Source organism: Caulobacter flavus (genome assembly GCF_003722335.1).
Classification (GTDB): Bacteria; Pseudomonadota; Alphaproteobacteria; order Caulobacterales; family Caulobacteraceae; genus Caulobacter; species Caulobacter flavus.
The window spans coordinates 4,961,624-4,983,564 of sequence record NZ_CP026100.1; the positions used below are offsets into that span (position 1 = coordinate 4,961,624).

Consider the following 21,941-nt stretch of genomic DNA (forward strand, 5'->3'; position numbering starts at 1 on the left):
CGACGATTTTCTCGCCTCAGGTTCCGGTCAATCGCTTCAGGCGCGTTCGCAGCGGGGTCTCCACCCACCGCCAGGCGGCCCAGGAGGCCGCCGGCAGCACGAAGAAGGCCAGCGCGCAGAACCACAGCGGCAGGTCACGCTTCCAGCCATTGGGATAGATCGAGATCATCACGTACCAGAACGCCCAATGCAGGGCGTAGAGCGGGTACGACACCCCGCCCAGCCGCTCGCAGAACCTGGCCAGCCTGCCGCCGGGGTCGTAGGCGCCCAGCAGCACCAGCACCGGAAACAGCAAGGTCGAGCAGGCGAAGTCGTAGAGTCCGTTGGCCACGCGGTCGGGCCAGACGGGCAGAACCAGCACGACCAGCAGCAGCGCGGCCGGCAGCCACGTCTTGCGGGCAGCGAAGGTCGTGCGATGACGCCAGCACATCCAGCCGATGGCGAAGGGAAAGGCCGCACGCAGCACGCCCAGGCCGAAGGTCGCCTGGTCCCAGCCGGTCTGCAGCCCGCCCATGCCGATGGCCACGAACAGCAGGGCCGCGCCGGCGAGCAGGATGAACATCAGCACCGCCGTGTCCGGCGCGCGGCGGAACGGATACCAGGCCAGGCTGACCAGCACCTCCAGGCACAGCGACCAGGCCAGCGGGTTGAAGGGAAACAGCGAGGGGAAGGTCCCCGCCTCCATCGGCGCTAACTTGGGGATCAGCAGAAGGCCCCTGGCGAAGTCGGTCCAGGTCTCGGCGTCGCCCTTGCCGGTCAGCAGCGCGCCGGCGACGGTGGCGATGGCCAGCATCGGCCAGACCCGCACCCAGCGCGCCACGAGGTACTTGCCGAACCCGATCCGCCGCTGCTCGAAGGCGTGGGCCAGCACGAAGCCGCTGAGGCAGAAGAAGAAATCGACGGCCAGGTAGCCGTGCGCGAAATGCCCGCGGCGGCCCGACCAGTCGGCGATGTGGTAGAGCAGCACCCCCAGCGCCGCGACGCCGCGCAGCCCGTCCAGGGCGGTGTAGCGGCCTTCGTCCTTGGTCGTCGCGATCGTCACCGCATGGTGGTGTCACGATGCGGGGGCGCGGGGCAAGCCTTAGCCGAGCCGCTTGATCGCCGCCTTCAGGGGCTTGACCGCGTCGGCGTAGTCTGCCCAGGCCGTGCTTTTGGCGATCAACTCGGGCGCGGTGCGGATCGTGAAGCGGCCAGGATCCAGTCCCGCCTTCACCTGCGTCCAGTTCAGCGGCATCGACACCGTCGCACCCGGCCGCGCGCGCGCCGACAGCGGGGCGACCGCCGTGCTGGTGCGGTCATTGCGCAGGTAGTCCAGGAAGATCTTCCCGACCCTGGCCTTCTTGCTCATCGTGATCAGGTAGCGGTCGGGATCGTCGGCGGCCATGCGGGCGCAGACCTCGCGGGCGAAGGCCTTGGCCTGGTCCCACGGGACCTTGTCCGACAGCGGCGTGACCACGTGCAGCCCCTTGCCGCCGGTGGTCTTGCAGAAGCTGGCGAGGCCCAGCTCCTCAAGGCGATCGCGCATCTCACGGGCGGCGACGATGACATCCTCGAAGGTCACCTCGGGCGCGGGGTCAAGGTCGAAGACCAGCCGGCCGGCGACCTCGGGATCGCCTGGCTGGCAGTTCCAGGGATGGATCTCGACGGCGGCGATCTGGGCCGCGGCGACCAGAGCCTCGATGCGGTCGAACTTGATGTAGGGCTGCTTGTCGCCTTCGACTGTCACGGTCTCGATCAACGACGACACCCCGCGCATGGCGTGGCGCTGGAAAAAGGTCTCGCCGCCAATGCCGTCCGGCACGCGGATCACCGAGGCCGGCCGGCCCTCGATGTGCGGCAGCATCCACTCGCCGACGGCGGCATAGTAGCGGGCGAGATCGAGCTTGGTCCCCGGCTCGCCGTCGCCCGCGTCGGGCCAAAGCGGCTTGTCGGGCTTGGAGATCGGCACGCCCAGCACGACGCAGTCGGACTTGGACGTCACGGCCTTGGCGGCCTTGGGCGCGGGTTCGGCCAGTTCCGCCTGGGCGGCCGGCACGGCGTCGGCCGCGACCTCCGAGGCCGGCTTGTCCTCGCGGAGCCCCTTGAAGGCGGCCTGGCGGATCGCGCCCTCGCCGGTGAAGCCGGCATATTCGATCTCGGCCACCAGCTGCGGCTTCACCCAGTGGATGTTGGCGGCCTTCCTCGGCGCGCCCTGCCCCTGGAACGGCGAGCGGTCGGTCTCGAGCGCCTTCAGTTTCGGGAGAAGTTTCGCGACCTTGTCCTTGCCGAAACCCGTGCCGATCCGGCCGACGTGAACGAGCTTGCCGTCCCGCATCACCCCGGCGATCAGCGAGCGGAAGGCGGTTCCCGTCGTCGTCCAGCCGCCGATCACCACCTCGTGCCCGGCCCGGCACTTGGCCTTGGTCCAGGTCTCGCTGCGACCAGAGCGATACGGCGCGTCGAGTCGCTTGGAAATGATGCCCTCGAGCTCCAGCCTGCAGGCCGACAGCAGCACCGCGTCGCCCGCCGTCTCGAAGTGGTCGACATAGCGCAACCGCGGCTCGTCTTCTCCCAGCAGCGCCTTGAGCCGCGCCTTGCGCTCGCGCAACGGCAGGGTCCGCAGATCCTCGCCGCCCGCGAACAACAGGTCGAAGGCGAAGAAGATGATCTCGCCCTCCCCGCCCTCGGCCAGCGCCGCCTGCAGGGCCGCGAAATCCGGCTGGCCGGCCTCGTCCAGCACCACCGCCTCGCCGTCGACGATCGCGTCCGGAAGGTCGGCGGCCGCCTCGGCGACACCGGCGAACCGCTCGGTCCAGTCCAGGCCCTTGCGCGTGCGAAGGACCGCCCGACCATCCTCGACGCGCAGCTGCAGGCGATAGCCGTCGAACTTGATCTCGTGCGCCCAGCCCTCGCCCTGCGGCGGCCGGTCGACCGACTTGCAGAGCTGCGGCTCGACGAAGCGCGGCATGGCGGCGGGCTTCGCCTTCGCGGCGGCCGTCTTTGACGCGGGCCTGGCCGGCGCGAAGCTGCGGGTCTCCTGCGCCTCCTTGGCCAGGGCTTCGCGCTCGGCCTTGGTGCGCGACTTCCAGACGGCGTCGGCCTTGCCCCTGGACTTTAGGATGAACGGCTTGGGCGACTTGCCCTTGCCGGCCGCGATGTCGGCCATGGTCCGGTCCGACGCGATCGAACGGTCCTCTTCGAGAATCGCCGCTCCCTCGCCTGGCCGCGCCGCCTCGTCGGCGTGCTTGATCAGCAGCCAGTTGCTGCGCTTGCCCTTTCCGTCCTTGGCGTTGCGATCCCAGTTCATGCGGACCAGCACCCAGCCGCCGTGCAGGCGCTCGCCCTCCAGCACGAACTTCAGCTCGCCCTTCTTCAGGGCCTTGCCGACGTCTTCGAAGCCAGGCTCCGGCGCCCAGTAGCCGCGGTCCCACAGCTGCACCGTGCCGCCGCCGTACTGGCCCTTGGGGATCGTGCCCTCGAAGTCGCCGTAGTCGAGCGGATGGTCCTCGACCTCGACCGACAGCCGTTTGTCTGCGGGATCCAGCGAAGGCCCCCTGGTCACGGCCCAGGACTTCAGCACCCCGTCGACCTCCAGCCGGAAGTCGTAGTGCAGGCGCGTGGCGTCGTGCTTCTGGATGACGAATCGCAGATGCGGCGCGGCGGCCACGGCGCGCTCGCCGCTGGGTTCGGCCGTCTTGGCGAAGTCGCGCTTGCGGCGATACTCGGTCAGTTGCGACTGCGCCATCTTCCCGTTCCTCGTCTGAAAACAAGAGTCTCCAAGCGCATGAACGGTTCCCCTTCGCGTCGTGACGTGTTTCAGTGGACCAATTGTCAATGACACCGGTTTCCATTAGAGACAGCGCAGGTCCGACAAACGGGCCAGCCATGAGTAATTCGAGGGAGGCTACGCGGCGTGACCGTTTCTGAGGCGCAAAGCGACCTATTCGCACCGGCGTCGATCGCCCCCCAGTTCGTTGAAGCCCGCCAGAAGGGCGTTTCGGTTCCCGGCTATCCCGGCGGCGCCCTGCCCCAGTCGATGGCCGACGGCTATGCGGTGCAGGACATCGCCATCGACCTGTGGCCCGACGAGTTGGTCGGCTGGAAGGTGGGCCTGGTTCCTCCGCAGCACCGCGAGCGCCTGGGCGTCGACCGCCTGGCCGGCTGCATCTTCAGCAAGAACGTCTGGGACGCCGGCGCCGAGCCGACCCCGTTCCGCGCCATCGCCGGCGGCTTCACCGCCGTCGAGGCCGAGTTCATCATCCGCCTGTCCAAGGACGCCCCCGAGGGCAAGACCGAGTGGACCGCCGAGGAAGCCGCCGAGTACGTGGGCGAGCTGATCCTGGGCGTCGAGATCGCCGGCAGCCCGCTGAAGACCATCAACGAACTGGGTCCGCCCATCGTGGTCTCCGACTTCGGCAACAACGACGGCCAGATCCTGGGTCCGGTCATCGAGAACTGGCGCGAGATCGGCTGGGAAGCCATGCCGGCCGAGACCTTCGTCAACGGCGTCAGCGTCGGCAAGGGCGGCGCGACCTCGATTCCCGGCTCGCCTCTGGCGGCCCTGGCCTTCCTGCTGGGCCACGTCGCCTCGCGCGGCCGGCCGCTGAAGAAGGGCATGCTGGTCACCACCGGCGCCAGCACCGGCATCCACGACGTGGCGGCCGGCGACGAGTCGACCATAAGCTTCGGCCCGCTGGGCGAGGTCCGCTGCAGGGCGGTGCCCGCCTGACGGCGGCCAGCCGGACAAGAACCAACCAAAACAAAGACTAGGGTAAGGAAGACGAAGTCCATGGACGTATCCGCGGCCCCCGCGCCGTCTGAGAAGATCGGGCGCTATCGCTGGGTGATCGTCAGCCTGCTGTTCGCGGCGATGGTCATCAACTATGTGGACCGGCAGACCATCGGCCTGCTCAAGCCGAACCTCTCCAAGGAGTTCGGCTGGAGCGAGGGCGACTACGCCGACCTCGTCTTCTACTTCCAGCTCTCCTACGCCATCGCCTACCTGGCGTGGGGCAAGATCATGGACAAGATCGGGGCCCGCTGGGGCTTCGGTATCGCCTTCGCCATCTGGCAGATCGCCCACATCGCCCACGCCGGGGCGCGCGGCCTGTCGGGCTTCATCTTCGCCCGCATGGGCCTGGGCGTCGGCGAGGCCGGCGGCTTCCCCGGCGGCATCAAGGCCGTGGCCGAGTGGTTCCCCAAGAAGGAACGCGCCTTCGCGACCGGCATCTTCAACGCCGGCACCAACATCGGCGCCATCGTCACCCCCTTGGTCGTGCCGGGCATCACCCTGGCCTTCGGCTGGCAGATGGCCTTCATCGTCACCGGCGTCGCCGGCCTGATCTGGCTGCCGATCTGGCTGCTGGTCTACCGCCGCCCGCGCGAGCACAAGAAGCTGGGCGCGGCCGAACTGGCCCACATCGAGCAGGATCCGGCCGACCCGGTCGAGAAGATCGGCTGGGCCAAGCTGCTGACCAAGCGCGAGACCTGGGCCTACTCGCTGGGCAAGTTCCTGATCGACCCGATCTGGTGGATGTTCCTGTTCTGGCTGCCCGACTTCCTGGGCAAGCGCTACGGCCTGGACCTGAAGACCTTCGGCCCGCCGCTGATCGCCATTTACCTGCTCAGCGACGTGGGCAGCGTCGGCGGCGGCTGGCTGTCGTCGAACCTGATGAAGCGCGGCTGGAGCATCAACGCCGCCCGCAAGACGACCATGCTGGTCTGCGCCCTGCTGGCCGTGCCGGTGATGTTCGCCTCGTTCGCCAGCAACGTCTGGCTGGCCGTGCTGATCATCGGCGTCGCCACCGCGGCTCACCAGGGCTTCTCTGCCAACCTCTACACCCTGCCCTCCGACGTCTTCCCGCGCGGCGCCGTCGGCTCGGTGGTCGGCATCGGCGGCATGCTGGGCGCCCTGGGCGGCATGGTGTTCTCCAAGTACATCGGCAAGGTGCTGGAGGACATCGGCACCTACACCCCGATCTTCGTGGTCGCCGGCACGGCCTACCTGGCCGCCCTGCTGGTGGTGCACCTGCTGACCCCCAAGATGGAGCCGGTGAAGATCTGATCTTCCCCCTCCGCCGAAACCTCGAGCCCCCGGACGCAGCCGCGCCGGGGGCTTTTTCGTTGTGCATTTCCACGGCCGGCGCCGTGACCTTGCCGCGATCACGGCCTAGATTGGATACATGACAACGTTGTCTCCCAGCACGTCCGCCCCGCTCAACGTCGCCCTCGTCGGCTACGGCTATGTCGGCAAGACCTTCCACGCCCCGCTGATCGCCACGACGCCGGGCCTCGTCCTGCACACCGTGGTGTCCAGCGACCCGGCCAAGGTCGCCGCCGACCATCCGGACGCCAGGGTCGTCGCCGACCTCGACGAGGCCCTGGCCGATCCGGCGATCGATCTCGTGGTGATCGCCACGCCCAACGACCTGCATGCGCCTCAGGGCCAGGCGGCCCTGGCGGCCGGCAAGCACGTGGTGATCGACAAGCCGTTCACCGTCACGCTGGACGAGGCCCGCGCCCTGGTCGCCTCGGCCGAGACCCACGATCGCCTGCTGTCGGTGTTCCACAACCGCCGCTGGGACGCCGACTTCCTTACGCTCAAGGGCCTGATCGCCGAGGGCGCGCTGGGCGAGGTCGTGCAGTACGAAAGCCATTTCGACCGCTTCCGCCCGGCAGTGCGCGACCGCTGGCGCGAGCGCGCCGGTCCGGGCGCCGGCGCCTGGTTCGACCTTGGCCCGCACCTGCTGGACCAGGCGCTGCAGCTGTTCGGCCAGCCGCTGGCGGTCAACGCCGACATCGGGATCCAGCGCGAGGGCGGCGACGCCCCCGACTACTTCCACGTCGTGCTGCGCTATCCCAAGCTGCGCGCGATACTGCACGGAAGCATGCTGACCTCGGCCGGCGATCTGCGCCTTTCCGTGCAGGGCGTCCGGGGCGGCTTCGTCAAGCACGGCCTAGACGCCCAGGAGGACGCCCTCAAGCGCGGCCTGACGCCCGCCGACGAAGGCTTCGGCCTCGACCCGCGCCCCGGGACCCTGACCCGCGCCGACGGCGAGGCCCCGACCACCCAGGTCGTCCCCGGCCGTCGCGGCGACTACGCGGCCTACTACGCCGGCGTCCGCGACGCGATCCTGACCGGCGCGGCCAATCCGGTGCCGGCGCCGGAGGCGCTGCGGGTGATGGAACTGCTCGACCTGGCGGCCCGCTCGGCCGCCGAGCGCCGCGAACTGCCGGTCGAGGCCGCCCGATGAGCCGGCAGGACGACCTGGACCGCATCGCCGCGCAGGAAGCCGTCCTGGTCTTTCCGCGCTTCGACCTCGACGCCGCCTGGGCCCTGGGCGCGGGGCTGCGCGACGCCGCCCTGGCCCGCAAGGCGCCGCTGGCCATCGACATCTCGCTGCGCGACCGACCGCTGTTCCACGCCGCCCTGCCCGGCTCGACCGGCGAGAACGCCGACTGGATCCGCCGCAAGCGCAACACGGTGCTGCACTTCTCGAAGAGCTCGTACGGCATGGGCCTGTCTCTGGCGGCCAAGGGCGAGACGCTGGAGGCCAAGCATGGCCTGCCGACGCGCGACTATGCCGCGCATGGCGGCGGCTTCCCCTTGCTGGTGAAGGGCCTTGGCTGCATCGGCGCGGTGACCGTATCGGGCCTGCCCCAGCGCCAGGACCACGTGCTGGTGGTCGAGGCCCTGGCCCTGGTGCTGGGCAAGGAGCTGGACGATCTGGCGTTGGCGGAGGGGTAGAAGACCCCCTCCAGCCCTCCGGGCCACCTCCCCCAGAGGGGGAGGATCTTTCGCGGCGCAGATGCTCCCCCTCTGGGGGAGCTGTCGGCGAAGCCGACTGAGGGGGTTCTTTCCGCACGAACCCACTTTTCCCGCATGGCCTAGCCTCCTCCGCCCACCGCCCCTAGAAACGGACTTGCCGTTTTCGTGGGGACACCGACATGCGCCGCCGTAGCTTCTTCGCCGCCCTGCCCGCCGTCGCCCTGGCTGGCGACGCCTTCGCGCAGTCGCAGATCCTCGCCGGCCCCAACCCCAACCGGAAGCGCCCCGACGTGCATGGCGGCGACCGGGTGGACGGGGCGACCTTCGCCTCGCGCTCGGCGGCCTGGGGCATCCACGGCGCGGCGGCCACCGCTCATCCGCTGGCGACGCAGGCGGCGATCGCGGTGCTGAAGAAGGGCGGCTCGGCGGCCGACGCGGCGGTGGCCGCCAACGCCATGCTGGGCCTGTGCGAACCGATCGCCTGCGGCATCGGGGGCGACGCCTACGTGCTGCTGTGGGACCCGAAGACGCGCAAGGTCGTGGGCCTGAACGGCTCGGGCCGCTCGCCCAAGGGCCTGTCGCTGGAGACGGTGCGCGGCCGGGCCAAGGACGGCAAGATCCCCTCCTACGGCGCGGTCAGCGTCAGCGTGCCCGGCGCGGTCGACGCCTGGCGCGCCCTGCACGAGCGCTACGGCAAGCTGAAGTGGTCCGAGCTGTTCGAGCCGGCGATCGCGACCGCTGAGGAAGGCCACCCGATCACCCAGAACGTGGCCTATTACCTGGCCGGCAGCCATCGCCGCTTCACCAATCCGGCCTCCAACATCGAGGAGGTCGAGAACTTCAAGGCGGTCTGGGCCCCGAACGGCAAGACCCCCGTCGAGGGCGAGATCTTCAGGAACCCGGCTCTCGCCCGCACCTACCGCCTGATCGCGCAGGGCGGCGGCCGCGCCTTCTACGAGGGCGAGATCGCTCAAGCCATCGAGGCCTATTTCAAGCGCATCGGCGGCTGGATGACCAAGGCCGACCTGGCGGCCCACCGCTCGGTCTGGACCACGGTTCATACGACCGGCTACCGCGGCGTCGACGTCCATGCGCTGGGCGACAACACCCAGGGCCTGGCCACCCTGCAGATGCTGAACATCCTCGAGCAGTTCGACGTGGCCGGCATGGGCTTCCAGTCGGCGGCGGCGATCCACCACGCCGTCGAGGCCAAGCGCCTGGCCTACGAGGACCGCGCCCGCTTCTACGCCGACCAGGACTTCTACACGTCGCCGATCGAGTGGCTGATCTCCAAGGACTACGCCAGGGAGCGCGCCAGGCTGATCCGTCCCGACCGGATCTGGACGCCGTCCTATCCGGGCACGGCCCCCAGCAAGGGCGACACCACCTATTTCACCACCGCCGACAAGGACGGGATGATGGTGTCGATCATCCAGTCGAACTATCGCGGCATGGGCTCGGGCCTGATGCCTGACGGCCTGGGCTTCATGTTCCAGGACCGGGGCGAACTGTTCGCCCTGACCGACGGCCACCCCAACGTCTACGCGCCCGGCAAGCGGCCCTTCCAGACGATCATCCCCGGCTTCGCCACCCGCCGGGGCCAGCCGTGGCTGAGCTTCGGGGTGATGGGCGGCGACATGCAGCCCCAGGGCCAGACCCAGATCATCAGCAACATGGTCGACTTCGGCCTGGGGGTGCAGGAGGCCGGCGACGCCCCGCGCTGGCACCACGGCGGCTCGCCCGAACCCACCGGCATCGGCGCTGCGGACATCACGGCGCTGGACCTGGAAAGCGGCGTGCCGGCCGCGACCCGCAAGGCGCTGGAGGTCATCGGCTGGACCCTGAAGACCGACGCCGGCGGCTATGGCGGCTACCAGGCCATCGAGCGCTGGCCCGGGCGCTATGCGGCGGCGACCGAGATGCGCAAGGACGGGGTGGCGCTGGGGTATTGAGGGCGCGCTGGCGCTACCATGGAGACGCTCCCCCTGAAGGGGGAGCTGTCGGCGAAGCCGACTGAGGGGGAAGGTATCGCCGCGCTGGCGGGCGAACCGACCTCATCGGGGACTTCCCCCTCCGGCCCTTCGGGCCACCTCCCCCTTCAGGGGGAGGGTCTTTGGACACGGCTTTCCTGCCTCACGCGGAAATCCGCTGAGCTGATGGAGAGGGCGCGGGGCGTCCGGGCCTCGCCCGGATGTGTGAGTTTCAATTACCGTTTCGACGAAGCATAGACGCCCCGCGCGATCGTTATTCCTCAGGCCGGGGCGCGCAGGCCTCTTCCGCCTTGTGCCCCTTCCCCACGCAGAGCTCCCCGTTTCTTGACGGCCAGGAGTGCGTGCTGGGCGCGGACCCTTGGGCGGGCGGGAAGCCATAGGTCGGCAGCTTCCCGATAGATGGGTTTACGTCCCCCATCCTCATTTAAGCCTTCAGGCCCGGCTCACGCCGCTCCCTCAGCCCCGCTCGATCGCATCCGCGTCGCACGCTTCGGGCCGGATCCTTGCGCCCTCTCCCTGCGACGGGATGCAGTGATTATGCGGGCGGTCTGGATCCGTCTGATCCAGCAGCGTGAGAAAGTTGCAAGGTGCTGATCGTGTTCGGGTCTTTTCGCTGAACGCAGAGGATGGACGGCCCTGGATCCCCGTCGGCCTTCTTCTCCCTTCCCCCTCGATGGGGGAAGGGCCGGGGTTGGGGGTGGCTGCGGCGGTCCGGCCTGATGCGGCGGTGGAGGCGGAACGGTCGCGTCCCCCCCCCATCCCACCCCTTCCCCCATCAAGGGGGGAGGGCTTTGGCCGGCATCTCGGAAGCTGAAAACGGCCCCTCCTCCGGCCCTCCGGGCCACCTCCCCCAGAGGGGGAGGATCTTTAGGCAAGCGCTGCAAGAATTGCGGCCTGAATCCGGCAGAAACGGAACCATTCCGGGTCAGGAGGAACCGTGTTCGAAACCTCCCGTTACTTATCCCGACAAGGATAAGCTGAGGAGGATCCAAATGCCTGCCTTGAACCTCGATGGTCCTGAACCCGCGATCGTCAATGCTGGTGACGGATCGGCGCTGTTTCCGCAAGCGCCCGTCTATGCCCGCACCTCGACGCGCAAGAAGAAGTCTTCCAGCAACCTGCCGCTGCTGATCGGCGCGCCGGTGGCCGTGGTCGCCGTCGGCGCCCTGGCCTGGGGGATCATGAGCAACCAGGCTCAGACCCCAGCCTCGTCGGACGAGAGCATGAAGGTCGCCCAAGCCGAGCCGGTGGTGACGCCGGCGCCCGCGCCGACCCCGGCCCCGATGCCCGAACCGGCGGCCGCGACGCCCGCCGCGGCCCCGGCTCCGGCGCCCGCCGCGCGCACGCAGGTCGCCCGCGCCGAGACGCGTCCGGCCGCCCGTCGCGCCGCTCGCCCGACGCAGGCCGAGAGCGCGCCCCAGAGCGCCATGGCCGCCGACGAGGCTTCGACCAACGTCAGCGCTACGGTTCCGGCCCCTACGCCCGCCCCGGCGCCTGCTGCTCCGGCCGCGATCGTCGCCGAGCCGGCCCCGCTGGCGGTGCCCGCGCCTGCTCCGGCCCCGGCGCCCGCTCCGGTCCCGGTCGTGCCGGTGACGCCCAATACGCCTCAGTAACGGGCTGACCAGTAACGGCCTAGAACGACGAAGGGCGGCTCCATCGCTGGAGCCGCCCTTTTTCCTGGTTTCCAGCTTTTGCTAGATCACCACCACTTGTCGGCCTTGGCCGTGAAGCCGGCGGCCTTTTCGATGGCGCCGGCCACCGAGAACACCGTGCCTTCGTCCAGCGGCTTGCCGATGATCTGCAGGCCCAGCGGCAGGCCGTTGGCGTCGAGGCCGGCCGGCAGGCTAAGGCCCGGCAGGCCCGCCAGGTTGGTCGTCACCGTGAAGACGTCGTTCAGGTACATGGCGATCGGGTCGCTCGAGTTCTCGCCCAGGCCGAACGCCGCCGAGGGCGCGGTCGGGGTGAGGATGGCGTCGACCTTGGTCCAGGCGTTGTCGAAGTCCTCGGCGATGCGGCGACGCACCTTCAGGGCCTTCAGGTAGTAGGCGTCGTAATAGCCGGCGCTCAGCACGTAGGTGCCGATCAGGATGCGGCGCTTGACCTCGTCGCCGAAGCCCGCGGCGCGGGTGTTCTCGTAGATCTCGGCGAGGTTGGCGCCGTCCTCGCGCAGGCCGTAGCGCATGCCGTCGTAACGGGCCAGGTTCGACGAGGCCTCGGCCGGGGCGACGATGTAGTAGGCCGGCAGAGCGTACTTGGTGTGCGGCAGGCTGATCTCGACGATCTCGCAGCCGGCTTCCTTCAGCCAGGCGACGCCGTCGTCCCACAGCTTCTGGATCTCGGCCGGCATGCCGTCGACGCGGTATTCTTTCGGCACGCCGATGCGCAGGCCCTTGACCGACTTGCCGACGAACTGGGTGAAGTCCGGCGTGGCGACGTCGAGGCTGGTCGAGTCCTTGGGATCGTGGCCCGACATCGAGTTCAGCAGCAGGGCCGCGTCCTCGACGGTCTTGGCGATCGGGCCGGCCTGGTCCAGCGAGCTGGCGAAGGCGACGACGCCCCAGCGCGAGCAGCGGCCGTAGGTCGGCTTGATGCCGACGGTGCCGGTGAAGGCGGCCGGCTGACGGATCGAGCCGCCGGTGTCGGTGGCCGTGGCGCCCAGGCACAGGTCGGCGGCGACGGCCGCGGCGCTGCCGCCCGAGCTGCCGCCCGGGGTCAGAGCCTTGTTGCTGTCCTTGGCGCGCCAGGGATTGGTGACCGGGCCGAAATAGGAGGTCTCGTTCGACGAGCCCATGGCGAACTGGTCGAGGTTCAGCTTGCCCAGCATGACCGCGCCGTCGCGCCACAGGTTGGCGGTGACGGTCGACTCGTAGGCCGGGACGAAGTTTTCCAGGATCTTCGAGCAGGCCGTGGTGCGCACGCCCTTGGTGCAGAAGAGGTCCTTCACGCCCAGCGGCGCGCCGTCCAGCGGACCGGCCTCGCCCTTGGCGCGGCGGGCGTCCGAGGCGGCGGCCATCTCCAGCGCCTGCTCCGGGGTCTCCAGGATGTAGGCGTTGAGGCCGCGCGCGGCTTCGACGGCGTCGATGTGGGCCTGGGTCAGCTCGACCGAGGTGAAGTCCTTGGCGGCCAGGCCGTCGATGGCGCCCTTCAGGGTGAGCTTGGTGAGGGCGCTCATTATTCGACCACCTTGGGCACGACGAAGAAGTTGGAGACGGACTTGGGCGCGTTGCCGGTCACCACCTCGGGCTCGCCGCCCATGGTGACGACGTCGTCGCGCAGCGGCAGGCCGGCGGCCACGACGCTGGTCAGCGGCTCGGCGCCGTCGGTGTCGACCTCGGCAAGCTGCTCGATCCAGGTCATGATCCCGTTGAGCTCCTGGGCCAGGGCCTCGATGCGCTCTTCGGGTTCGGCGATGCGGGCGAGCCGGGCGACCTTGCGGACGGTCGCGGCGTCGATGGCCATGGGGCCTTCTCCAAGCAGTAGTGTCATTGTCTGCGATCACAGACATTCGAGGGGTGGGTTACCCGCCTAGCCTCGTCTTTGACAAGCCCGGCGGCTCTCGCGCGGGGCTTTTCCTCGCGCGAAGCGCCGCAAAGGCGTAGAAGCCGCGCCATGCCCGTTCTCGACATCGAACAATTCGCCGCCGCCATTCCCGACTACAAGCCCGTCATCGGGCTGGACCCGGGCGAGAAGACCATCGGCGTGGCGGTGTCAGACGTGACCCTGACCGTCGCCAGCCCGCTGACGGTGATCCACAAGACCAAGTTCACCCAGGACGCCGCGGCCCTGTTCGACATCATCGACTACCGCAAGGTCGCCGGGATCGTCGTCGGCCTGCCGGTCAACATGGACGGCACCGAGGGCGTGCGCTGCCAGAGCAACCGGGCGCTGGCCCGCAACCTGCTGCGCCTGCGCCCCGACCTGACCATCACCTTCTGGGACGAACGCCTGTCGACGGCGGCGGTGACCCGCGTGCTGATCGACGAGCACGACGTCAACCGCAAGCGCCGCGGCGAGGTCGTCGACAAGATGGCCGCCGGGTGGATCCTGCAGGGCGCTTTGGAGCGGATGCGGGGCCTGCGCGGCGAGGGCTGATCCCCTCACCCTCCCACCGCTTCGCGGCGGGCCCCTCCCTCTCCCTATGGGAGAGGTTATCTGGAACGAGCCCGCCTTTCTTCAACCTCTCCCCTCGGGAGAGGGAGGGGCCCATGCGCAGCATGGGAGGGTGAGGGCTTACGGCCTCGCCGCACGAAGCACCGACAGGATCTCGTCGCCCACGCCGTCCAATTCGTAGCGTACCGCGTCGTTCCAGAACCGCAGAACGACATAGCCGCAGGCCTCCAAGGCCCGTGTACGCGCTGCATCGTAGGCGCGTCCCTCATCTGAAGCATGCTGACCGCCGTCCAGCTCGACAATCAGCCTGGCTTCGACACAGACGAAGTCGGCGACGTAGCGGTCGATCGGGACCTGGCGACGGAACTTGAAGCCCTCCAGGCGACGGCCGCGAAGCACCGACCACAGCAGGCGTTCGGCGTCGGTCTGGTCGCGGCGCAGGCGGCGCGCCATGGCGGTTCGGTTCATGGTGGAGCCCCTCACCCTCCCATGCTGCGCATGGGCCCTCCCTCTCCCTAAGGGAGAGGTTGAGAGTAGCGCGACTCTACTATTGTAAATATCGCATCACCTTCCCTTCCCGCCCAAAGCCGCCTATGACGCGGGCTCATGACGGCTTCAGCCCATGACCCGAGCGCGGCGATCGAGACGATCCGCAAGCGCCTCTTCTCGTTCCCCAAGCGGCACTTCCTTTCGGCGGGCGATCTCAACGCTCCCCAGGCGGCCGACCTCCTGGACCTGGCCGACGCCTTCGTGGCGCTGAACCGGCAGACGTCCAAGTCGCTGGACCTGCTCAAGGGCAGGACGCTGATGAACCTGTTCTTCGAGAACAGCACCCGCACCCAGAGCTCGTTCGAGCTGGCCGGCAAGCGGCTGGGCGCCGACGTCGTCAACATGAACCCCAAGACCTCGTCGGTGGCCAAGGGCGAGACCCTGATCGACACCGCCGTGACGCTGAACGCCATGCGGCCCGACCTGCTGGTGGTGCGCCACGCCTCGTCGGGCGCGGCCAGCCTGCTCAGCCAGAAGGTCAGCGGCAGCGTCGTCAACGCCGGCGACGGCCAGCACGAGCACCCGACCCAGGCCCTGCTGGACGCCCTGTCGATCAGGCGGGCTTTCGGCCGCGTCTCGGGCCTGACCGTGGCCATCTGCGGCGACGTGCTGCACAGCCGCGTGGCCCGCTCGAACGTGGCCCTGCTGCAGATCCTGGGCGCCAGCGTGCGCCTGGTGGGTCCGCCCACCCTGATGCCGGCCCAGGCCGAGCGCTGGGGCGTGACCGTGCACCACGACATGAAGTCGGGCCTGGCCGGCGCCGACGTGGTGATGATGCTGCGCTTGCAGCTGGAGCGGATGCAGGGCGGCTTCGTGCCCTCGACCCGCGAATACTTCCGCTTCTACGGCCTGGACCGCGAGAAGCTGTCGCGCGCCGCGCCGGGCGCCAAGGTCATGCACCCGGGCCCAATGAACCGGGGCGTAGAGATCGACAGCGACGTGGCCGACGATCCGGCCGTCAGCCTGATCCAGGACCAGGTCGAGATGGGCGTCGCCGCCCGCATGGCCGTGCTCGCCGCCCTCGCCCACCGTCTCGAGGAGGAAGGCCGATGACCGCGCCCCAGCCGCTCGCCTTCGTCAACGCCCGCCTGGTGGATCCCGAGAGCGGTTACGACGGCCCCGGCGGCGTCATCGTTTCGGAAGGCGTCATAGCCGACGTGGCCAAGGGCCGCGAGTTCGGCAAGCTGTCCAAGGGCGTGCGCGTCGTCGACTGCGGCGGCGCCATGCTGGCCCCGGGCCTGATCGACCTGCGGGTCAAGACCGGCGAGCCGGGCGCGGAGACCAAGGAAACCCTGGCCAGCGCCGCCCGCGCGGCCGCCGCCGGCGGCGTCACCAGCTTCGTCGTGCAGCCCGACACCGATCCGGCCGTCGACGATCCCAGCACCGTCGACTTCCTGCTGCGCCGGGCCCGCGACATCGACGCCGCCCGCATCCTTTGCGCCGGGGCCGCCACCAAGGGCCTCAAGGGCGAGGAGATGGCCGAGATCGGCCTGATGCGCGAGGCCGGCTGCGTCTACGTGACCGACGCCGACAAGCCGATCGCCGACAGCAAGGTGATGCAGCGCCTGCTGGCTTACGCCAAGGGCTTCGACACCATCCTGGCCCACCGCCCGCTCGACCCGTGGCTGGCCAAGGGCGGAGCCGCGACCGGCGGCGAGTTCGCCGCCCGCATGGGCCTGCCGTCGATCTCGCCGATGGCCGAGCGGATCATGCTGGAGCGCGACGTCGCGCTTCTCGAAGCCACCGGCGGGCGCCTGCTGGTCGATCAGCTGACCAGCGCCCAGGCGCTGGAGACCCTGGCACGCGCCAAGGCCAAGGGCCTGCGCATCCACGCCAGCGTGTCGATCAACCACCTGTGCTTCAACGAACTGGACATCGGCGACTATCGCACCTTCGCCAAGGTCACCCCGCCCCTGCGCGGCGAGGACGACCGCCAGGCGCTGATCGAGGCCCTGGCCGACGGCCTGATCGACATCGTCGTCTCGGCCCACGCCCCGGCCCCGGCCGAGGACAAGCGCCTGCCGTTCGACCAGGCCGCGCCGGGCGCGGTGGGCCTGGAGACCCTGCTGCCGGCCTTGCTGGGCCTCTATCACGACGAGCGGCTGCCGCTGATCGACCTGATACGCGCCGTGACCCTGGCGCCGGCGTCCCTGCTGGGCCTGCAGACCGGCCGCATCGCCCCTGGGGCTCCGGCCGACCTGGTGCTGTGCGACCTGGACGCCCCGATCATCGTCGACGCCGCCCGCCTGCTGTCGAAGTCGAAGAACTCGCCGTTCGATGGCCGCCGCCTGCAGGGCCAGGTGCTGATGACGGTGGTCGACGGCCGCGTGGTGCACCGCGCCGAGGGGTGAGAAGGCGCCTGGATCGCCAGACCTCGACCGCATAGGTTGCCCGCGAGATCACGGGAAACCTTTTATGCGACTCGACCTGAAACTTGCGGGGGCTGCGATCGGCGCAGCCCTCCTGGCTTCCACCGTTCAAGCCGCGCCCCCAACCCCGCCAAAGCTCGACCCGAAGATCGAAGCCGAACGCAAACGGTTGGGCGATGGCGTACTCGCCCACCCTGGGGTGCAGCTGCCCGCCAACCATGCGGAACTGGACGCCGCCCTGGCCAAGCGCGACTGGCCCACCCTGGCCGACGCAGTCACCGGCGTGAACGATCTCGACGCGGCCAGCAGGATGGCCACTTGGGAGCGCTATCAGGTCTATCGCGGCGGCGGCTACAACGTCGTTTTCATATATGTGCGCACGCTGTCCGACATGGCGGACTCGTACGAACGGGCGGCCCTCAAGAATCCCGAGCTCGACGCGTCCGCCAAAAGTCTGCGAAAGGCGGCCCTGTCGCAGCTGCTTTATCTGCACGCGATCATCAAGGTCGATGGCGTGCGATGCGCCGACGCGACGGCGCCCATCGCACAGCGTGACCGGATCATGGAAGCAGCCGCTCCGTTCATGCAGGCGGGCCAAGCCCTGGAAAAGCGCGCGCTTGTCGCCGCGCTGATGGGCGCCGCCCAGCAGGAGCGGCTTACGGCGCAGGTGCGCGACGCCGATCCCGATCTCTGTCGGGGCGGGATCGAGGAGATCGGCGAGACCCTCGAAAAGTATCCGGACCGCGCCAAGGCTGCGGGCAAGGTTCCCGGCCGCCCGGGTACGACGATCGACGTGCCCGTCGATTTCTCGCGACCGCCCCGCTACAGCGACCCGGAGACCTGGGACAGCAAGCGGGCCCTGGCCCGAACAGGGCTGGAAGATATGTTGGGCGAGATGGTCGGCCTGACCAGGGCCAAGACGCCCTAGAACGCGTCAGGCGAAACCGCTCAAACTTCGCCAAGCGCCCTCTAGGACGGACAGCCCTCCGCCGGAACCAGCGCCACGCGGGCGGGGCTGAGCTTGACCTGGCGGGCCTGGCCCATGTCGCCGTAGACGCCGACCTGGGCCGTGCCCGAAACGCCGACGGTGGAGGCGTCGCCGGCGGCGATCTCGACCAGCGCCAGTCCGCGCAGGTCGCCGATGTGGTCGCGGTCGAGGAAGGCCGCGCCGACCGAGGCCTGACCGTCGAGCCCGCCGCCCGCGCGGTTCAGAGACCAGCCCGCCGGCGTCTTGCAGACCTTGGCGACCTTCGCGCCCGCCAGTTTTAGGCTGAAGGCGTCGACATAGTCGTCCGGCCCCAGCGCGATCCCCTGGATCGACAGCAGGAAGACGGTCGGGGCGGCCGGCTGGACAGGCGGCTGCACCGGCCTTGGCGGCGCGACCTTGGCCGGAGCCGCGGGCGCGGGCTTGTCGCCCGGCGCCGGCTTGCCGACGAAATGCGCGAGGGCCAGGGCCCCGCCCACGCCGAGCACGGCGGCGGCCAGGATGGGAATCAGACGGGCGTAGCGCGGATCCTTCATGATCCGCCCATTAGAGCACGCCCGCCCCGGCGCCCAAGCCGAACTTCCCAAACGGAAGCATGAACCGGCGCGCGAAGCGGCTATAAGAAGCGAAAACAGGCTTGCCACCACGGTCTAGCTTGGCCATGTTTCGCTCGCGCAAAGGTAGCATTTCTTGGAAAGCCTCGCCCCCGTCGCCTATCTGACCCTCGCGATCGCCGTGATCGGGGGCTACCTGCTGGGCTCGATCCCGTTCGGCCTGATCGCCACGCGCCTGGGCGGCGCCGGCGACATCCGCAAGATCGGTTCGGGCAACATCGGCGCGACCAACGTGCTGCGCTCGGGCCGCAAGGACCTGGCGGCCATCACCCTGCTGGGCGACGGCGGCAAGGGCGCGGTCGCGGTGGGCCTGGCCCACCTGCTGAGCCACGGCAATCCGCTGGTCGTCGCCCTGGCCGGCGGCGCGGCCTTCGCCGGCCACATCTTCCCCGTCTGGCTGAAGTTCAACGGCGGCAAGGGCGTGGCCACCTTCTACGGCGTGCTGCTGGCCGCCGCCTGGCCCGTGGGCCTGCTGGCCGCGGCGACCTGGCTGGCCATGGCCGCCCTGTTCCGCATCAGCTCGCTGGCGGCGCTGACGGCGGCGGCCTTGGCCGCGCCCTTCGCCCTGGCCACCGACCGCCCCTATCCCATCCTGGGACTGTGCCTGTTCATGGCGGTGCTGATCTACATCCGCCACAAGGACAACATCGTCCGGCTGCTGAAGGGCGAAGAGCCCCGCATCGGCAAGAAGAAGACGGCCGAAGAGCCGCCTCCCCAAGCCTGATGACGCGGACCCTCTCGGACAACGAGCGCCTGGCCTGGCTTCGCCTGGCGCGCACCGAGACGGTCGGCCCCGTCGCCTTCGACCACCTTCTTCAGCGCTTCGGCTCGCCCGAGCGGGCGCTGATCGCCCTGCCCGACCTGGCCCGTCGGGCGGGCCGCGCGGCCCCGCTGCGTCCGCCGCCGGAAGACGAGATCCTGCGCGAACTGGACGATGGCGACAAACTCGGCGCCCGTCTGATCTGCGCCTGCGAACCCGACTTTCCTCATCGCCTGGCCAGCCTGGATCCCCCGCCGCCGGTGCTCTGGGCGCTGGGCCGCTACGAGCTTCTGCCCCAGTCCAGCGTCGCCGTCGTCGGCGCCCGCATCGCCTCGGCCGCGGGCCAGCGCTTCGCCCGGCAGCTGGCGGCGGAACTGGGTCAGCACGGCCTGGTGGTGGTTTCGGGGCTGGCGCGCGGCGTCGACGGCGCGGCGCACGAGGGCTCGCTCTCCACCGGCACGATCGCCGTCCTCGGCGGCGGGATCGCCGACATCTACCCGCCCGAGCACGCGGGGCTTCACGCCCGCATCGCCGAAGCTGGCTGCATCGTCAGCGAGAGCGCGCCGCTGCGCCGCGCCCAGGCCAAGGACTTCCCTCGCCGCAACCGCATCATCTCGGGCCTGTCGCTGGGCGTGGTGGTGGTCGAGGCCGAGCTGAAGTCGGGCTCTCTGATCACCGCGCGCCTCGCCGCCGAGCAGGGCCGCGACGTCTTCGCCGTGCCCGGCTCGCCGCTCGATCCACGCGCCAAGGGACCCAACGACCTGATCCGCCAGGGCGCGATCCTGTGCGAGGGGGTCGAGGACGTGCTGCGCTCGCTTTCCGCCAGCCCGTCGATGCGCGAACGCGACCGCGCCTGGGATCCCGACGAGGCGGCGGACGACCTCGACCACGACGCCCTGCGCGAACGCCTGGCCGCCCTGCTCTCGCCCACGCCCGTCTCGCGCGACGAACTGGTGCGGGCCGTAAAAGCGCCGACCTCGGCCGTCATGGCCGCTCTGGTCGAGCTTGCCCTGGCCGACCGGGCGCATCTGCTGCCCGGGGGCATGGCGGCAAGCGTCTGAGGGGGCGTCGGAGTTGGGATCCAAGACCTTGAGCGTCGCCGCGACGCTGACCCTGGCCGTGCTAGCCGCGCCGGCCTGGGCCGCGCCTGAGCCAGGCCCAGTGGCCTACGTCGTCTCGCCGGTGATGAAGGACGGCGAGCTGACGGCGCTGGAGATCACCGCGACCTTCAAGGCCGACGCCGACGGCGAGACGCGCCTGTCGCTGCCCAACAACTGGATGGGGCGAAGCGGCATCTGGCGCAACCTGTCGAACCTGACGGTCGACGGCGCCGACTCCGTCGTCGACGACACGCCCAAGGCGCGGATCGTCCGCTCGCGGCCCGGTCGCAAGCTGGTGCTACGCTACACGGTCGGCGACACGCTGAAGCGCGAGCCCGTCCAGTCAGACGGCTATCCCAGCGAACCTTGGATCCGGCCCTCGTGGTTCTATGTCGACGGCGTCAGCGCCCTGGTCACGGTCGACGGTCGCGAGGCTGGCCCCGTCTCGTTCCGATGGGGCAAGGCCTGGCCCAGGGACTTTAAGCTGGCGAGCAATCTCGAGGACGCCGGCTGGGACGAAGACCCGCGCCAGAGCGTGCTGATCGGCGGGCGCGACCTGCGGATCCTGCGGGCCGGACCGCTGCGGCTGGCCATCCGCGGCGACTACGCCTTCACCGACGCCGAGCTGAGCGGCGCGCTGGAAAAAATCCTCGAGGCCGAGCGCGGCTTCTTCGGCGACTACCAGAGCCGCCCCTTCCTGGTCAGCGCGTCGAGCATTCGGTCGGAAAGCGGGGCGTCGTTCCTGGGGACGGGCAAACATCAGGCCTTCGCCATGGCCGCGACGCCGAACATGACGCTGGACGACATGAGGGTGCTGCTGGCCCACGAGATCTTCCACGCCTGGAACCCGGGCCGCCTGGGCAAGACGTTCGGCCCGCGCGGCTACTGGTTCAGCGAGGGATTCACCGATTTCTACGCCCGCCGCCTGATGGTTCGCGAGCGGCTGCTGACGCCGGCCGCCTTCGCCGCGGCCTGGAACGAGACCCTGCGCGACTACGCGAGCTCGCCCGCCATCGCCATGCCGGGCCAGGAAGCGGCCGAGAAGTTCTGGACCGACCCCTACGCCGACAAGCTGGCCTACCAGCGCGGCGCCCTGCTGGCGGCGATCTGGGACATGAAGCTGCGGCAGGCGGGTTCGAGCCTTGACGCCGTGCTGCAGGAGCAGGCCCGGGCGCGAGGGCGCGATCCGGAGGCCACCATGGTCGACGCCTTCGTCGAGGCCGCCAAGGCCCACGGCCTGGACGTCTCGGCTGATATCGAGGCCCATATCGACCAGGGCCGGCCGATCCGCCTGCCCGCCGACGCCTTCCTGCCCTGCGCGCGGCTGGTCGACGTGACCACGCCCGTCTTCGATCGCGGCTTCGAGCCGAAGACCGACGACACGGGGACGATGACCGTCGCCGACCTGCGCGAGGACAGCGCCGCCTACCGCGCCGGCCTGCGCGAGGGCATGGTCATCGTCGAGCGCCGCAAGGGCGGCGGCGGCGATCCGAACACGCCCTACGAACTGGTGGTCCGCGAGGGCGACGGCCCGGTGCGGGTCGTCAGCTTCCTGCCGCAAGGCATAGGAACCCAGAGCCACCAGATGCTGGCGCTGACGCCCGAGGCGATCCAGACGCAGGGGCCATGCGCCTTCATCCCGGCAGGAACATCGACCGTCGCTCCCAAAACCTATCCAGTCAGGTTGAATCCTTAGGGCTCAGGGGCTGCACGTCG

At 69.7% G+C, this 21,941-nt stretch carries 19 protein-coding genes; 13 read left to right on the forward strand and 6 right to left on the reverse strand.

Translation table 11 applies throughout. The annotated features are described in order from the left end of the window. Window positions 1-16 precede the first annotated feature (16 nt). Together C1707_RS22565 and ligD are read right to left on the reverse strand one after the other, a co-directional pair. Window positions 17-1,042: an acyltransferase family protein gene (locus tag C1707_RS22565; RefSeq protein WP_240633799.1), complete on the reverse strand. Its 1,026-nt coding sequence runs from the start codon at window positions 1,040-1,042 to the stop codon at window positions 17-19. Between the two features lie 39 nt (window positions 1,043-1,081). After that, window positions 1,082-3,724 carry a DNA ligase D gene (ligD, locus tag C1707_RS22570; RefSeq protein ID WP_101714306.1) on the reverse strand — a complete coding sequence of 881 codons (2,643 nt, stop codon included), beginning with the start codon at window positions 3,722-3,724 and terminating at the stop codon, window positions 1,082-1,084. A gap of 168 nt (window positions 3,725-3,892) precedes the next feature. On the opposite strand from ligD, the gene C1707_RS22575 reads away from it, so the two are divergent. The 6 genes from C1707_RS22575 to C1707_RS22600 all read left to right on the forward strand — a co-directional run bounded on the left by C1707_RS22575 (window position 3,893) and on the right by C1707_RS22600 (window position 11,351). Further along, a complete protein-coding gene (locus C1707_RS22575; RefSeq protein ID WP_101714307.1) occupies window positions 3,893-4,708 on the forward strand; it encodes a 2-keto-4-pentenoate hydratase in 816 nt (271 codons plus the stop codon). A gap of 60 nt (window positions 4,709-4,768) precedes the next feature. Next, window positions 4,769-6,043 carry an MFS transporter gene (locus C1707_RS22580; RefSeq protein ID WP_101714308.1) on the forward strand — a complete coding sequence of 425 codons (1,275 nt, stop codon included), beginning with the start codon at window positions 4,769-4,771 and terminating at the stop codon, window positions 6,041-6,043. Window positions 6,044-6,161: 118 nt separating this feature from the next. After that, window positions 6,162-7,232, forward strand: a complete 1,071-nt coding sequence (locus tag C1707_RS22585) for an oxidoreductase (RefSeq protein ID WP_101714309.1) — start codon at window positions 6,162-6,164, stop codon at window positions 7,230-7,232. Next, window positions 7,229-7,726 (forward strand): heme-degrading domain-containing protein, encoded by a 498-nt coding sequence (locus tag C1707_RS22590; protein WP_101714310.1) that lies wholly within the window; start codon window positions 7,229-7,231, stop codon window positions 7,724-7,726. The genes C1707_RS22585 and C1707_RS22590 overlap by 4 nt, the downstream gene beginning before the upstream one ends. 200 nt (window positions 7,727-7,926) lie before the next feature. Continuing rightward, window positions 7,927-9,699 (forward strand): gamma-glutamyltransferase family protein, encoded by a 1,773-nt coding sequence (locus C1707_RS22595; protein ID WP_101714311.1) that lies wholly within the window; start codon window positions 7,927-7,929, stop codon window positions 9,697-9,699. Between the two features lie 1,031 nt (window positions 9,700-10,730). Continuing rightward, window positions 10,731-11,351 (forward strand): hypothetical protein, encoded by a 621-nt coding sequence (locus C1707_RS22600; RefSeq protein WP_123170798.1) that lies wholly within the window; start codon window positions 10,731-10,733, stop codon window positions 11,349-11,351. Window positions 11,352-11,437: 86 nt separating this feature from the next. Here C1707_RS22600 and gatA read toward each other — a convergent pair whose 3' ends face one another. Together gatA and gatC are read right to left on the reverse strand one after the other, a co-directional pair. Then, window positions 11,438-12,910: an Asp-tRNA(Asn)/Glu-tRNA(Gln) amidotransferase subunit GatA gene (gene gatA, locus C1707_RS22605; protein ID WP_101715590.1), complete on the reverse strand. Its 1,473-nt coding sequence runs from the start codon at window positions 12,908-12,910 to the stop codon at window positions 11,438-11,440. Beyond that, the gene (gene gatC / locus C1707_RS22610; RefSeq protein WP_101715589.1) at window positions 12,910-13,197 is read right to left on the reverse strand and encodes an Asp-tRNA(Asn)/Glu-tRNA(Gln) amidotransferase subunit GatC; all 288 of its coding nucleotides are present in this window, start codon (window positions 13,195-13,197) and stop codon (window positions 12,910-12,912) included. The genes gatA and gatC overlap by 1 nt, the downstream gene beginning before the upstream one ends. Before the next feature lie 150 nt (window positions 13,198-13,347). Here gatC and ruvX point away from each other — a divergent pair, with 150 nt between their 5' ends. Beyond that, the gene (ruvX, locus tag C1707_RS22615; protein WP_101715588.1) at window positions 13,348-13,830 is read left to right on the forward strand and encodes a Holliday junction resolvase RuvX; all 483 of its coding nucleotides are present in this window, start codon (window positions 13,348-13,350) and stop codon (window positions 13,828-13,830) included. A gap of 138 nt (window positions 13,831-13,968) precedes the next feature. Here ruvX and C1707_RS22620 read toward each other — a convergent pair whose 3' ends face one another. Continuing rightward, window positions 13,969-14,316, reverse strand: coding sequence for an endonuclease domain-containing protein (locus tag C1707_RS22620; protein WP_101715587.1), 348 nt, complete (start codon window positions 14,314-14,316; stop codon window positions 13,969-13,971). A gap of 138 nt (window positions 14,317-14,454) precedes the next feature. On the opposite strand from C1707_RS22620, the gene C1707_RS22625 reads away from it, so the two are divergent. From C1707_RS22625 to C1707_RS22635, 3 genes are all read left to right on the forward strand, one after another. Next, window positions 14,455-15,450 (forward strand): aspartate carbamoyltransferase catalytic subunit, encoded by a 996-nt coding sequence (locus tag C1707_RS22625; protein ID WP_101715586.1) that lies wholly within the window; start codon window positions 14,455-14,457, stop codon window positions 15,448-15,450. Further along, window positions 15,447-16,748, forward strand: coding sequence for a dihydroorotase (pyrC, locus tag C1707_RS22630; RefSeq protein ID WP_101715585.1), 1,302 nt, complete (start codon window positions 15,447-15,449; stop codon window positions 16,746-16,748). The genes C1707_RS22625 and pyrC overlap by 4 nt, the downstream gene beginning before the upstream one ends. Before the next feature lie 64 nt (window positions 16,749-16,812). Beyond that, entirely contained in the window at window positions 16,813-17,694 is an 882-nt protein-coding gene (locus tag C1707_RS22635) for a hypothetical protein (protein WP_145998490.1), read from the forward strand. A gap of 41 nt (window positions 17,695-17,735) precedes the next feature. On the opposite strand, the gene C1707_RS22640 is transcribed toward C1707_RS22635, so the two are convergent. Further along, the gene (locus C1707_RS22640; protein ID WP_101715583.1) at window positions 17,736-18,287 is read right to left on the reverse strand and encodes a hypothetical protein; all 552 of its coding nucleotides are present in this window, start codon (window positions 18,285-18,287) and stop codon (window positions 17,736-17,738) included. A gap of 154 nt (window positions 18,288-18,441) precedes the next feature. Between C1707_RS22640 and plsY the strand changes: the two genes are divergently transcribed. From plsY to C1707_RS22655, 3 genes are read left to right on the forward strand one after another with little or no spacing between them, the layout of a single operon-like run. Continuing rightward, window positions 18,442-19,089 (forward strand): glycerol-3-phosphate 1-O-acyltransferase PlsY, encoded by a 648-nt coding sequence (gene plsY / locus C1707_RS22645; RefSeq protein WP_101715582.1) that lies wholly within the window; start codon window positions 18,442-18,444, stop codon window positions 19,087-19,089. Further along, window positions 19,089-20,186 carry a DNA-processing protein DprA gene (gene dprA / locus C1707_RS22650; RefSeq protein ID WP_101715581.1) on the forward strand — a complete coding sequence of 366 codons (1,098 nt, stop codon included), beginning with the start codon at window positions 19,089-19,091 and terminating at the stop codon, window positions 20,184-20,186. Before plsY ends, dprA begins: the two co-directional genes overlap by 1 nt. A 28-nt stretch (window positions 20,187-20,214) precedes the next feature. Then, on the forward strand, window positions 20,215-21,921 hold the full coding sequence (locus C1707_RS22655) for a M61 family metallopeptidase (RefSeq protein ID WP_101715580.1): 1,707 nt from the start codon (window positions 20,215-20,217) through the stop codon (window positions 21,919-21,921). The last annotated feature ends 20 nt before the right edge of the window (window positions 21,922-21,941 follow it).